The sequence below is a fragment of the Rhizobium tropici CIAT 899 genome (assembly GCF_000330885.1).
Classification (GTDB): domain Bacteria; phylum Pseudomonadota; class Alphaproteobacteria; order Rhizobiales; family Rhizobiaceae; genus Rhizobium; species Rhizobium tropici.
Map to the genome: position 1 here is coordinate 728,618 of NC_020059.1, position 12,905 is coordinate 741,522.

Here is a 12,905-nt window from a genome sequence, read left to right on the forward strand (position 1 = left end):
ATGTCTCCTTTCCTGTGAGGCATCCCTTCAACTACACATCCGAATTTTCTTTATAAACAGCCGTGATCGTCTTATGTTTTTCAATTATGAAAAACTCGTCATGGGATTCGTATCAGCTTTTTCTCGATGTGGCCCGCGGCGGCGGCTTGACGGGCGCGGCCCCTTCAAGCGGTCTCAGCCCGGCAACGATCGGTCGGCGCATGCTGGAACTTGAAGCGCAGATCGGCCGCCCACTCTTCGAGCGCAGCCAGGCGGGCTACACGCTGACCGGCGACGGTCAGACGCTGTTCGATCAGCTGCTGGAGATGGAGGCGGCCGCTCGCAAGGTCGACAGCTGGCAGCGCGATGCCCAGGGCACGTCCGTGGTCCGCATCGCTGCCGGTACCTGGGTTGGCTGGCTGCTCAGCCAAGACATGCCAACGATCTGTTCGGAGCGGGACGGCTTCCGCATTGATCTGCATCTCGGCGAGCGCCGCGCCAGCCTCGCCCATCGCGAGAGCGATATCGGTATCCGTGCCTTCGAGCCGGAAGAGACCAATCTCGCCGCCGTCAAGATCGGTGATGTCGCCTATGCCGCCTATCAGGCCCGCAATATGCGCTTTGTCGGACCGCAGCGCTGGATCGCGGTGGCGGAGGAGGAAGCGATCTCGGCCTATCTGCGCTGGCCGCATCAGAATAGACGCGAGGAAATCGCCTTCACGGTCAGCCGCCCGCGCTCGTTGCACGATCTGGTGCTCGCCGGATCCGGCATTGCCGTTTTGCCCTGTTTCGTCGGAGATCAGGAGCCGCGGCTGGAGCGGGTCGGCGAGGAAATCCACGAGCTGCGCCACCGGCAATGGATCGTCATGAACAATGTCGACCGCCACCGCCAGGAAATCCGCACGGTAGTCGATCGCATGATCAAGCTGTTGAAAAGCCATGCCGAACTCTTTGCCGGCAAGCGCCCGACCTATCTGTGAAAGAGCCGACTGCAATTGGGGGCGGCGAAACAGGTTTGAAAATGTTCGCGAGCGAGAACGTCGCGATGTTAGCAAAGCCGGGTTCCGTATCGACGCGTGAAGCAGGCGTTGAGTTCACGATCGCGTGCGAGCGACAGCCGTTTGCAGAGCGCTCGATCGTTTTTGGGTAAAAAAGCTAAAGCGCGCGCTGACCTGCCTTTTTCCCTTGTCGCCTTTCGATTTCCTTTCTAGTCTAACGGGAAAAACAGAGGGTTGGGCATCGGCTGGATGCCCTTGAACAAAACAGGAGAGACTATGAAGTCCATGTTCGCACGGCTTGCAGCAACGGCTTTTGCGGTCGTTTCGCTGGCGACGGTCGCTCAGGCAGAAGACAAGGTCGTCAATATCTACAATTGGTCCGATTACATCGACAATTCAATCCTCGCGGATTTCACCAAGGAAACCGGCATCAAGGTCGTCTACGACACCTTCGACCAGAACGAGACGCTGGAAACCAAGCTGCTGGCTGGCAAGACCGGCTACGATATTGTCGTGCCGACGGCCTACTTCCTGCAGCGCCAGATCAAGGCCGGAGTCTTCCAGAAGCTCGACAAGTCCAAGCTGCCGAATATCTCCAACATGTGGGATACGGTGCAGAAGCGCATCGCGACCTACGATCCCGGCAACCAGTACGCCATCGACTACATGTGGGGCACGAGCGGTGTCGGCTATAATGTCGATAAAGTGAAGCAGATCCTCGGCACTGACGATGCGCCCGATATCAACGTGATCTTCGATCCGAAACTCGCCGCCAAGTTCAAGGATTGCGGCATCTACGTGCTGGATTCACCGACCGACGTCATTCCGGCCGCGCTGCGCTATCTGGGCCTCGACCCGAATTCGACCAAGCAGGAAGACTTTAAGAAGGCCGAGGATCTCCTGACCGCGATCCGTCCCTTCGTTCGCAAGTTCCACTCCTCCGAATATATCAATGCGCTTGCCAATGGCGATATCTGCCTGGCGTTTGGCTATTCCGGCGACGTGCTGCAGGCCCGCAATCGTGCCGCCGAGGCGAAGAACGGCGTTAATATCGCCTATTCGATCCCGACAAAGGGCGCGCAGATGTGGTTCGACGTCATGGCGATCCCCGCCGATGCGCCGCATGTCGAGGAGGCGCATATCTTCCTCAACTACATCATGAGGCCTGAGGTCATCGCCAAGGCGAGCAACTTCACTTCCTATGCCAACGGCAACAAGGCATCGCAGCAGTTCTTGAGCAAGGACGTACTGGAAGATCCGTCCGTTTATCCGACCGACGCGGTTCGCGAGAAATTGTACACGCTGACCCCTTGGGACTCTAAAACCCAGCGCGTGGCGACGCGCTTGTGGACAAAGGTCACGACAGGCCAATAAATCGAAGCGGCCCGGACGGCAACGTCCGGGCCTTTCCTTATGAGGATAAGGCAGGAAATCACGAGCGCGCCGGGATGGGGAAGAGCCGGCGCGACGAGCGCCCGTAAGGGCATCCATTTGGGGATAGATAATGAAGTCACTCGGTAATATCCGGCGTTCCTTTGCTCCTTGGACCGACCCTTCGGCCAAGCCCTACATTTCCTTCAAGAACGTGACGAAGAAGTTCGGTGATTTCACCGCCGTCGATAACCTCTCCCTGAATATCTACAATCGTGAATTCTTCGCTCTTCTCGGCGCATCGGGCTGCGGCAAGTCCACGCTTTTGCGCATGCTGGCGGGCTTCGAGCAGCCGACGACGGGAGAGATCGTGCTCGATGGCCAGGATCTTGCCGGCACGCCGCCCTATCGCCGCCCCGTCAATATGATGTTCCAGTCCTACGCGCTGTTTCCCCATATGTCGGTGGAAAAGAACATCGCCTTCGGCCTGCGCCAGGATGGCATGCCGAAGGCCGAGATCGACGATCGCGTCGGGCAGATGCTGAAGCTCGTCAAGCTCGAGCAGTTCGCCAAGCGCAAGCCGAACCAGCTTTCCGGCGGCCAGCGCCAGCGCGTGGCGTTGGCCCGCTCACTTGCGAAACGGCCGAAGGTGCTGCTCCTCGATGAACCCCTTGGCGCGCTCGACAAGAAACTGCGCGAGGAAACCCAGTTCGAACTCATGGATCTGCAGCAGAGCCTGGGGCTTACCTTCGTCGTCGTTACCCACGACCAGGAAGAGGCGATGACCATGGCCGACCGCATCGCAGTCATGAGCCACGGCAAGGTGGTGCAGGTGGCGACGCCGGCCGAGATCTACGAGGCGCCCAACTGCCGCTTCGTTGCCGACTTCATCGGCGATGTGAATATCCTCGACGGTAATGTCAACTCGGCACAATCGGGCATCGTCGAGATCGCGGTCGAATCGGGCTTCACCGTGCGCACGGCTTCTGGCGACATACCATCGGCTGGAAGCCGCGCCAGTCTCGCCATCCGCCCGGAAAAGCTTCGGGTTTCGCCGCGTCCGCCAGCCAATGCCTCGGTCAATGCGGCAGAAGGCGAGATCTGGGACATCGCCTATCTCGGCGACATGACCGTTTTCCACGTCAAGCTGAAGAGCGGGCAAGTGGTCAAGGCCTCGTCGCTGAACGCAGTCCGCGCCGTGGAAGAGCCCTTCGCCTACGACCAGAACGTCTGGATCTCCTTCGATGAAAATGCCGGCGTCTTGCTGAAGGATTGATCATGAAAGCGCTCGGCTCCTCCATCTATCAGCGCCTCGTCATCATCGTTCCCTATGCTTGGTTGCTGCTCTTCTTTCTCGCGCCCTTCCTCATCGTCTTCCGCATCTCGCTGTCGACGAAGGCCCTGTCGGTGCCACCCTATGATCCGTCCTTCGCTTGGACCGACAGTTTCGGCGATTGGTGGGACAAGCTGCAAACCATGTCGTTCGACAATTACATATGGCTTGCCGGCGATCCGCTCTACATGAACGCCTATATCGAGAGCCTGCAGATTGCCGGCATCTCGACGCTCCTGACGCTGATCATCGCCTATCCGATCGCCTATGGCATGGCGCAGGCGCCGCGTACGATTCGGCCGACGCTGCTGATGCTGGTCATCCTGCCCTTCTGGACGAGTTTCCTCATCCGCGTCTATTCCTGGATGTCGATCCTGAGCACGACGGGCCTCCTGAACCAACTGCTGATGGCGCTCGGCATCATTCATGAACCGCTTGTCATCCTGAACACCAATACCGCCGTCTATATCGGCATGGTCTATTCCTACCTGCCCTTCATGGTGCTGCCGCTTTATTCCGCGCTGGAAAAGATGGACGGCACGCTGATCGAGGCAGCGCAGGATCTCGGCTGCACGCCGATCGGCGCCTTCTGGCGCGTCACCTTTCCGCTTTCGCTTCCCGGGGTCATCGCCGGCTGCATGCTGGTCTTCATTCCCGCCGTCGGCGAGTTCGTCATCCCCGATCTGCTCGGCGGCTCGCAAACCCTGATGATCGGCAAGGTGCTCTGGACGGAATTCTACAGCAACACCGACTGGCCGCTGGCATCGGCGGTGGCGACCATCCTGCTTCTGGTGCTCGTGATTCCGATAGTCTTCTTCCAGCATTTTCAGGCAAAAGCCGACGAGAAGGGGAGATAACTTATGATCCGCTGGTCCCGCTTCAACATCGTCTCGGTCACGCTCGGTCTGGCCTTTCTCTACCTGCCGATCCTGCTGCTGGTGATCTACTCCTTCAACAGCTCGCGCCTCGTTACAGTCTGGGGCGGCTTCTCGACGCAATGGTACGTTCATCTTTTCAGCAATGATACGATGCTGAATGCCGCGTGGCTGACGGTCCGCATCGCGCTGCTCTCGGCGACGATTGCAACGGTGCTCGGCACTTTCGCGGCGATTACCCTTGTGCGCTACACGCGTTTCCGCGGCCGCATCCTGTTTTCGGGCATGATCTATGCGCCGCTGGTCATGCCTGACGTCATCACCGGCCTGTCGCTGCTGCTGCTCTTCGTCACGTCGGGCGTCGATCGCGGTTTCTGGACGATCGTCATGGCGCATACGACGCTGACCATGTGTTTCGTCGCCGTCGTCGTGCAGTCCCGCCTGCTCACCTTCGATCGTTCCATCGAGGAGGCGGCGCTGGATCTCGGCGCACCGCCGGTGCGCACCTTCTTCGAGGTGACGCTGCCGATCATCGCGCCGGCCGTCTTCTCCGGCTGGGTGTTGGCGCTGACCTTGTCGCTCGACGATCTGGTGATTGCGACTTTCGCTTCCGGTGCTGGCGCCAAGACGCTGCCGATGCTGATCTACAGCCAGGTAAAGCTTGGCGTGACGCCGGAAATCAACGCGATCTGCACCATCCTGATCGGCGTGGTCGCCGTCGGGGTCATCTGCGCTTCCATCGTGACGAAACGTCGCGAGGTTCAGCGACAAAGGGATGAGCATGCCGCTGCAGCCGCTTGAAGTGCTGCGGGCAAACGGCATGAAGACCTACGGCTGTTGTATCGGCTTCTGCAGAAGCGTTGCGACCGGCGAAATCACCGGGTTCGGCCAACTGCCGCCAATGAAGAAGGGCAGCATCGGCAGTTCGTCGGCATCGGATGGTGAGGTCGCCTCGATCGCACCGGAGAGGGCGAGCCCGTTGGTGCGGAACGGAACCACGCCGTTGAAGGTGATCGTTTCGTTGCGGCCCGTAACGGTTGCGTTCTGTACCTCGGCGGAGCCTTTGGCAAAACTTGCATCCGCGTTGATGCTGTCGAAGTCGAAAGACGAGTCGGCGATGTCGCTCATCCGGAAGAAAGCCTTCTGGGCGGCAAGCGTCCGGAAGGTGGCGAGATTGAATTGGCGAAACGACCCTGCCGACGAAGCGAAGTGCAGCGTGCCGGCGACGTCGCTGAGCGTGGCAACCCAGATCGGCTTCGAAGTGCTGAGCGCAAGATCCAGCGACGCCGATGACGGCATAGGCAGCGGGCCAATCAGCTTCAGGCGGGTGAAGAGCCCACCGAAATCGGCATTTCGGATCGATATCTGCAATTTGCCGCCGCCGTCGAAATCGCCCGGCGCGACCTCAAGATGCGCGGTCAGGGAGCCATTTTCGAAGCCGCTGTCGCCTATGTCGAATTTCGCCTTGCCGCCTAACACCAGCAGGCTGGCGCCGATATCATCGAACTGGAAGGGGCCGAGAGCCGCCTTGTTCGACGACAGCCGCAGGTCGAGGTCGAGCCGCTGCAGCGGGTTGCCATTCAGCAGCGCATCGATGGCGGTTTCAGCCGCAAGGCGCATGGAGAAGGCGGCCAGGAAGGGATTGAGGTTCATCTGGTCGAAAGCCAGCGTGCCGGAAATCTTCGGTTTGCCCGCTTTCGTGTAGTTCAGGTCCATGATGCCGGAGGCAGCGGAATCGTTGACTTTGAAGCTCAGATTGTTGAAGCGCAGGCCGTTTTCGATCGCTGCGATGTTGGCGGTGAGCGAGATATTCTTGAGGGCATCTGCTGCCGGCAGGCGCTGACCGCTCCAGGCGATGAAGGAGGGAACGTTCGGCACGTTCAGATCCAGATTGCCCGAAAGCGCCGAAAAGTCAGCTATGCTGGTGATGCCCGTATAGGTCCAGTTGATCAGCGGCGAGACGAAGCTGGTCGTGGTGTTCACATTCTTGCCAGCGAAGAAGAGCAGGGGCTGCGTCGAATCGAAATTCAGCTTGATGTCCTGACCGTTGAAGCGGGCAAGGATAACGGCGCTCAGCGACTGGGAAAGTCGTGGCCATGCGATGTCGGCGTTGACGGCGTTGAGCTTATAGACATTCCCGCTGCGCTCGTCGGCCATCTCAACGCTGCCGTCCTCGATGGTCAGCATGCCGATGGCCGCATCCTGTTCCTTGCTCATCCGCATGCCGCCGCCGGAGGAGGCCCCCGCCTGCTCGATCGCCTTGGAAAGCCGGCCTTCGTTCGTCCAGTCGATCAGGCCATTCTCGTCGCGGCGGATGTAAAGGGTCGGGCGCAGGAAATGGAATTCGTGAAAATGCGCGTGCCCGCGGATCGCCGACCACAGCGAGAAATCCGCGGAGAGGCTATCGACATGGCCGAGGACCTTGCCGTTCCTCGACGGTTCGCGGATGGTGACCTGGTTGAGCGTCACGCGTGGCGTTGGCCAGAAATCAAGTGTCGGGTCGCCTTCGATCTGGGCGCGATATCCCGTCCATTCCGAAAGCGCCTTCTCGATGCCGGAGCGCACCAGGCCGCTTGAAATCAGGAAAGGTGCGGTCGCTCTGAAGACAGCGAACACGATGAGGATCGTGAGAAGAATGATGCCGGTCGTGCGAGCAAAGGCAGGCAGCCAGCGCGAGGCCGAACGCATCGTCAACCGCCACTTGTTGTTTTTCGAAGCTCTCATGATCCCGAGGAGACTCTTGAACTGATAGGGATAGTCTGCCTGAGTTTGCCGGATATAGGAAATGTTTGTCCGATGCAAACATCACGCACTGGCAATGCCCACAACACCATGTTTTATAATGCGCTGCAACATCGCTATATAGAGCGAAAAGCGGGGAGAGAAATATGCAGGATCAGCAGCCGCTCTGGACGCCGTCGGAGGAATTTCGCAACCAGAGCCCGATGTTTGCCTTCATGCAGGAGTGCAACCGCCGCTTCGGCCTCTCGCTGGCAGATTTTGCCGGCCTCCATGCCTGGTCCATCGCCGATCGCGAAAACTTCTGGTCGGCGGTATGGGATTTCTGCGGCCTGAAGGGCAAGCGCGGTGAGCGGGCGCTGATCCATGGCGATGTCATGCTGGATGCCCGCTTCTTTCCCGATGCCGAGCTGAACTTCGCCGAAAACCTGCTGTCGCGGAGCGGCGAGGGCGATGCGCTGGTATTCTGGGGCGAGGACAAGGTGCGCAATCGCTGGTCATGGGACCGGCTGGCTGCGATGGTATCTCGCCTGCAGCAGGCCTACCGCGCCGAGGGCATCGGCAAGGGAGACCGCGTGGCGGCCATGATGCCGAACATGCCGGAAACCATTGCCTGCATGCTGGCGGCCGCGTCGATCGGCGCGATCTGGTCCTCCTGTTCGCCGGATTTCGGCGAACAGGGCGTTATGGATCGTTTCGGCCAGATCGAACCGAAGCTCTTCATCGCCTGCAGTGGCTATTGGTATGGCGGCAAGCTGCAGGATGTTACTGCAAAGGTCAGCGCCATCGCTCAGCGCCTGAAAGCGCCCACCGTCATCGTGCCCTATGCCGGCAATGCCGAGGCGGTCGTGGCGGCAACGCCGGGCGCGCGAACCCTCAACGATCTGGTCGCCCCCTTCGAGGCGAAAGCGGTCGAGTTCGAGCCCGTCTCTTTCTCCCATCCGCTCTTCATCCTGTTTTCCTCGGGCACGACGGGTGTCCCGAAGTGCATCGTGCATTCGACCGGCGGCGCGCTGCTGCAGCTCCTCAAGGAACATCGCCTGCATTGCGGCGTCGTGCCGGGCGAGAAGGTTTTCTACTTCACCACCTGCGGCTGGATGATGTGGAACTGGCTGGTGACCGGCCTTGCCGCCGGCGCGACGCTCTGCCTCTACGACGGATCGCCCTTCGCACCCGATGGCAACATTTTGTTCGACTATGCGCAGGAAGAGAAATTCGCGCTGTTCGGCACCTCGGCCAAATATATCGACGCCGTCCACAAGAGCGGCCTCACGCCGAAGACCTCTCACGATCTTTCGAGCCTGCGGCTGATGACCTCCACCGGTTCGCCGCTATCGCCCGAGGGCTTCACCTTCGTCTATGAGGGCATCAAGGACGATATCCAGCTCGCCTCCATTTCCGGCGGTACCGATATCGTCTCCTGCTTCGTGCTCGGCAACCCTCTGCAAGCGGTCTGGCGCGGCGAAATCCAGGGGCCGGGCCTTGGCCTCGCCGTCGATGTCTGGAACGACGAAGGCAAGCCGGTGCGTGGCCAGAAGGGCGAGCTCGTCTGCACCAAGGCCTTCCCCTCCATGCCGGTCATGTTCTGGAATGATCCCGAGCGCGCCAAATATCGCGCCGCCTATTTCGAGCGCTTCGACAATATCTGGTGCCACGGCGATTTCGCGGAGTGGACAGAGCATGGCGGCCTCATCATTCACGGCCGCTCCGACGCAACGCTCAATCCCGGCGGCGTGCGCATCGGCACGGCCGAGATTTACAATCAGGTCGAGCAGATTCCCGAGGTTCTGGAGGCGCTCTGCATCGGTCAGGATTGGGACGACGACGTTCGCGTCGTGCTCTTCGTCCGCCTCGCGGCCGGTGTTTCCCTGAGCGAGGATCTGGTGAAGGCGATGAAAACGCGCATCCGCACCGGCGCTTCGCCGCGTCACGTGCCGGCCAAGATCATCGCGGTTACGGATATCCCTCGCACGAAATCCGGCAAGATCGTCGAGCTTGCGGTGCGGGAGGTGGTGCATGGCCGTCCGGTCAAGAACAAGGAAGCGCTCGCCAATCCGGAGGCGCTCGATCTCTTCGCCGGGCTGGAAGAACTCAAAAGTTAAGGTGGGTCTTAAAACTGAGGGGCAAACGATGACCATCGTTTGCTAACCTCGCGTTAAGAAAGCTTGGTCAAAAGTAAAGGCCAACTTGAGACCGTTCGCATGAGCTGGAGCGGATTGGAGCCGCTCTCGGCTCCCGAGACATGAAGTTCCCCGACTCGAGCTGGCTTTTCGACAGCATGAACTTCAAAGGCAGCGCGATTCGCTGCCTTTTTTTCGTTTCGCCCGGCACGAAAACGCGTCTGCTCTGTACATTGCCGCCTTGAGCAAGTATGTGCACGCGTGAAGAAGAGGTTCGCGACGTGCGAGCCACGATGATCGCCGCCTGATGGCGCGCGAAGAATTCCGAAAGACAGATGATGACTGAATTCGAAGGCATCGCTCCTGCGATTGCCCAGGCTTTGGCGAAGCGCGGGTATGAAACGCTGACGCCGGTACAAAAGGCCATGCTCGATCAGGGCCTGGCCGGCAAGGATGCGCTTGTCTCGGCCCAGACCGGCTCGGGCAAGACGGTTGCCTTCGGCCTGGCGTTGGCGCCCGGCCTGCTTGACGGCGCGGAACGTTTCGGCCGCGCCGGTGCGCCGCTGGCGCTGGCGATTGCACCGACCCGCGAACTGGCTCTTCAGGTCCAGCGCGAGCTGGAATGGCTCTATGGGCTGACGGGCGCCACGATCGCCTCCTGCGTCGGCGGCATGGACATGCGCACGGAGCGCCGCACGCTCGAGCGCGGCGCCCACATCGTCGTCGGCACGCCGGGGCGTCTCTGCGATCACATCCGCCGCAATTCGCTCGATATCTCCGAACTCAAGGCCGTCGTGCTCGATGAGGCCGATGAGATGCTCGATCTCGGTTTCCGCGAGGATCTGGAGTTCATTCTGGAATCCGCGCCGTCCGATCGTCGCACCCTGATGTTTTCCGCCACCGTGCCGCGTTCGATCGCCAAGCTCGCCGAAAACTATCAGCGCGATGCCGTCCGCATCGCGACCGCCTCTGAGGCCAAGCAGCATGTCGATATCGATTATCGCGCGCTGACAGTCGTGCCGAGCGACCGGGAAAACGCCATCATCAACGTGCTGCGCTATTATGAGGCGCGCAACGCCATCGTTTTCTGCTCGACGCGCGCTGCCGTCAATCACCTGACGGCTCGCTTCAACAATCGTGGCTTTTCGGTTGTTGCGCTCTCAGGTGAGCTTAGCCAGAACGAGCGCACCCACGCCCTGCAGGCCATGCGCGACGGCCGCGCCCGTGTCTGCATCGCCACCGACGTTGCCGCCCGCGGCATCGACCTGCCGGGTCTGGAGCTGGTCATCCATGCCGATCTGCCGACCAATCCGGACACGCTGCTGCATCGCAGCGGCCGCACCGGCCGCGCCGGCAACAAGGGCGTCAGCGCCCTCATCGTGCCGCTCAGCGCCCGCCGCCGCACCGAACGCCTGCTGGAAGCTGCCCGCATCCGCGCCACCTGGGCAAAGCCGCCGTCAGCCGATGAAGTGAGCCAGCGCGACGACGAGCGCCTTCTCGCCGATCCGGTCTTTGAAGCGCCGCTTGCCGAAGACGAGCAGTCGATCGTCCGGCAGCTGTTGGAGCGCCACGGCGCCGAGCAGGTCGCCGCCGCATTCCTGCGGCAATACCGCGCCGGCCATTCCGCGCCCGAGGAATTGCAGGACGTGCCGGCCGAAGGCGAGCGCCGAAAGCCCCGCCGCGACGATTTCCCGGTCACGCCTCGCGATGAGGGCTCGTCTGCTGGACGCAACGACTTCACCGATGGTCTCTGGGTATCGCTCTCTGTCGGACGCAAGCAGAATGCCGAGCCGCGCTGGCTGATCCCCATGCTCTGCCGCAACGGCAATCTGACCAAGCGCGACATCGGTGCCATCAAGATGCAGCCCGAGGAAACCTTCGTCGAGCTCTCGACCGAGAGTTTTGAGCGCTTCCTTGCGGCCATCGGCCCCGACAAGACGCTGGAGCGCGGCATCAGGGTCAAGCCGATTGCCGGCATGCCGGATTTCCAGGCCAAGCGGGAAGGCGGCTTCGCAAAGAAGAAGCCCTTCGCTGAGAAGGGACCGCGTTCGAACGACGGCCCGAAGCCGAAATGGAAGTCCGACCGCAAGCCGGAGCGGGCGAATGCAGGCGAGGGTGGCGTTTCCGAGCGTTCCGACAAGAAGCCCTGGGCGAAAAAGCCCGGAAAGCCGGGCTTCGCCAAGAACGACGGGCCGCCAGCAGGCAAGCCGAATTCGAGAGCCAAGCGCAAGGCTGAGCGGGCGCAGGGGAATTAATTTCCATCTCCGAGTTCAAGGGGGCGACCGCCCCCTTGGCGCTATCTCCGCATCTCCGGCAAGAGGAGGCTGCTATTCCGAGCACCGTTACTCGAAGAAGATCAAGCTTGCCGGCGATGGTGGTAGGGGCTTTACCCTCACACTATGAAAACCGGCACGCCTAGCCATCTCGGTCAGACCCTTCTGCGTGTAGGCTTCGCCTTTTGGTGTACTGGCCAGCATCTCCCATGAGAAAGCGGCTGGGAAAGGCGGCGAGACGAGATCGTCGTTGGGCACGAAGTCCACCGCAACCACCTTGCCTTCGGCGCTCAAGGTAGCCCGGCTCTTCCTAAGCAATCCGGCGCAGGTTTCCAGGTCGAAGTGATGCAGGAAGTTCGGCAGCAGGATAAGATCATAGTCCGTGCCCCAGTCGACTTCGAATGCGCTGCCGGCAATGACCTTGTAGCGTTCGGCGACGCCAAATTGCTGCGCATTACGTTTGGCCAATTCCAGAACGGAGCCCCAATCGACCGCAACGATCTCGGCCGAAGGAAAAGCCTTCGCCATCTCGATCCCGAAAAGCCCGTGCCCTGCGGCGATATCGAGTATCTTTCTTGGCTGCATTGGCAGGTTGGCCATTTCGGTGGCGAGGCTGATCGCGCTGCCGCCAGTGAACGAGCCCATGCCGCGAGCAAATTTCACCCACACCGGATTGTCTGGAGACATGTTTGCCAATCCAATGGACCCGCCGTTGCGGACATAGGAAGACGGATTGTCCAGGATCTGCTTGAGGATCTCCGGGGCGGCCAGGAATTCGATGGCCCCGCCCATATAGGCTGGTGAATGCCGGTCGAGGAAAACTCGGCTGGATGGGGTCAGAGCGTATTGATTGCCTGTTTTCGTGAGAAAGCCGTTCACAACGAGATAGTCGCACAGAATGCGCACGCCTCTTTCGTCTGCATTTGCTGCGGCCGCCAGGGATGCTGCATTGCTGCCCTCACCAATCAAGGTAAAAAGATCGAGTTCTATGGCGGCTACGATGGCGGCCGTCTTTCGGCACGCAAACATCGCATCGACCACTAGATGGGGCGAAACTTCGCCTACGTCTGCTTCTACTGCCGTCGATGACATTGGATCCCCCTTATGTGCCCAATGACCGACCGGAATAGTCGGTCGCAAGGGTGAATTATCTCACAGAAGGCGCCTGAGTTTAAGTTTGCCATCGATAATACTAAGAAGATACATCAGATATTCTT

9 protein-coding genes are annotated in these 12,905 nt (G+C 60.4%); 7 read left to right on the forward strand and 2 right to left on the reverse strand.

Annotation, left to right across the window (positions count from 1 at the left end; translation table 11 throughout):
• Window positions 1-86 precede the first annotated feature (86 nt).
• The 5 genes from RTCIAT899_RS03545 to RTCIAT899_RS03565 all read left to right on the forward strand — a co-directional run bounded on the left by RTCIAT899_RS03545 (window position 87) and on the right by RTCIAT899_RS03565 (window position 5,357).
• On the forward strand, window positions 87-959 hold the full coding sequence (locus RTCIAT899_RS03545) for a LysR family transcriptional regulator (protein ID WP_015338854.1): 873 nt from the start codon (window positions 87-89) through the stop codon (window positions 957-959).
• 303 nt (window positions 960-1,262) lie between these two features.
• Window positions 1,263-2,351, forward strand: coding sequence for a polyamine ABC transporter substrate-binding protein (locus RTCIAT899_RS03550; RefSeq protein ID WP_244441456.1), 1,089 nt, complete (start codon window positions 1,263-1,265; stop codon window positions 2,349-2,351).
• A gap of 130 nt (window positions 2,352-2,481) precedes the next feature.
• Window positions 2,482-3,624 (forward strand): ABC transporter ATP-binding protein, encoded by a 1,143-nt coding sequence (locus tag RTCIAT899_RS03555; RefSeq protein ID WP_015338856.1) that lies wholly within the window; start codon window positions 2,482-2,484, stop codon window positions 3,622-3,624.
• A gap of 2 nt (window positions 3,625-3,626) precedes the next feature.
• A complete protein-coding gene (locus RTCIAT899_RS03560; protein WP_015338857.1) occupies window positions 3,627-4,538 on the forward strand; it encodes an ABC transporter permease subunit in 912 nt (303 codons plus the stop codon).
• 3 nt (window positions 4,539-4,541) lie between these two features.
• The gene (locus RTCIAT899_RS03565; protein ID WP_015338858.1) at window positions 4,542-5,357 is read left to right on the forward strand and encodes an ABC transporter permease subunit; all 816 of its coding nucleotides are present in this window, start codon (window positions 4,542-4,544) and stop codon (window positions 5,355-5,357) included.
• 27 nt (window positions 5,358-5,384) lie between these two features.
• Here RTCIAT899_RS03565 and RTCIAT899_RS03570 read toward each other — a convergent pair whose 3' ends face one another.
• Complete coding sequence (locus RTCIAT899_RS03570; protein ID WP_041677224.1) at window positions 5,385-7,280, reverse strand: AsmA family protein; 1,896 nt, start codon at window positions 7,278-7,280, stop codon at window positions 5,385-5,387.
• Between the two features lie 164 nt (window positions 7,281-7,444).
• On the opposite strand from RTCIAT899_RS03570, the gene RTCIAT899_RS03575 reads away from it, so the two are divergent.
• Window positions 7,445-9,397, forward strand: coding sequence for an acetoacetate--CoA ligase (locus RTCIAT899_RS03575; RefSeq protein ID WP_015338860.1), 1,953 nt, complete (start codon window positions 7,445-7,447; stop codon window positions 9,395-9,397).
• A gap of 356 nt (window positions 9,398-9,753) precedes the next feature.
• Window positions 9,754-11,670, forward strand: a complete 1,917-nt coding sequence (locus RTCIAT899_RS03580; protein WP_041677804.1) for a DEAD/DEAH box helicase — start codon at window positions 9,754-9,756, stop codon at window positions 11,668-11,670.
• 87 nt (window positions 11,671-11,757) lie between these two features.
• Here the strand turns inward: RTCIAT899_RS03580 and RTCIAT899_RS03585 are convergent, their stop codons facing one another.
• The gene (locus RTCIAT899_RS03585; RefSeq protein ID WP_041677225.1) at window positions 11,758-12,780 is read right to left on the reverse strand and encodes an SAM-dependent methyltransferase; all 1,023 of its coding nucleotides are present in this window, start codon (window positions 12,778-12,780) and stop codon (window positions 11,758-11,760) included.
• Window positions 12,781-12,905: the final 125 nt, after the last annotated feature.

Bases quoted from the DNA above. Each gene is read 5' to 3' on its own strand.
- RTCIAT899_RS03545 (WP_015338854.1), top strand. From the start codon at position 87: ATGAAAAACTCGTCATGGGATTCGTATCAGCTTTTTCTCGATGTGGCC.
- RTCIAT899_RS03550 (WP_244441456.1), top strand. From the start codon at position 1,263: ATGTTCGCACGGCTTGCAGCAACGGCTTTTGCGGTCGTTTCGCTGGCG.
- RTCIAT899_RS03555 (WP_015338856.1), top strand. From the start codon at position 2,482: ATGAAGTCACTCGGTAATATCCGGCGTTCCTTTGCTCCTTGGACCGAC.
- RTCIAT899_RS03560 (WP_015338857.1), top strand. From the start codon at position 3,627: ATGAAAGCGCTCGGCTCCTCCATCTATCAGCGCCTCGTCATCATCGTT.
- RTCIAT899_RS03565 (WP_015338858.1), top strand. From the start codon at position 4,542: ATGATCCGCTGGTCCCGCTTCAACATCGTCTCGGTCACGCTCGGTCTG.
- RTCIAT899_RS03570 (WP_041677224.1), bottom strand. From the start codon at position 7,280: ATGAGAGCTTCGAAAAACAACAAGTGGCGGTTGACGATGCGTTCGGCC.
- RTCIAT899_RS03575 (WP_015338860.1), top strand. From the start codon at position 7,445: ATGCAGGATCAGCAGCCGCTCTGGACGCCGTCGGAGGAATTTCGCAAC.
- RTCIAT899_RS03580 (WP_041677804.1), top strand. From the start codon at position 9,754: ATGACTGAATTCGAAGGCATCGCTCCTGCGATTGCCCAGGCTTTGGCG.
- RTCIAT899_RS03585 (WP_041677225.1), bottom strand. From the start codon at position 12,780: ATGTCATCGACGGCAGTAGAAGCAGACGTAGGCGAAGTTTCGCCCCAT.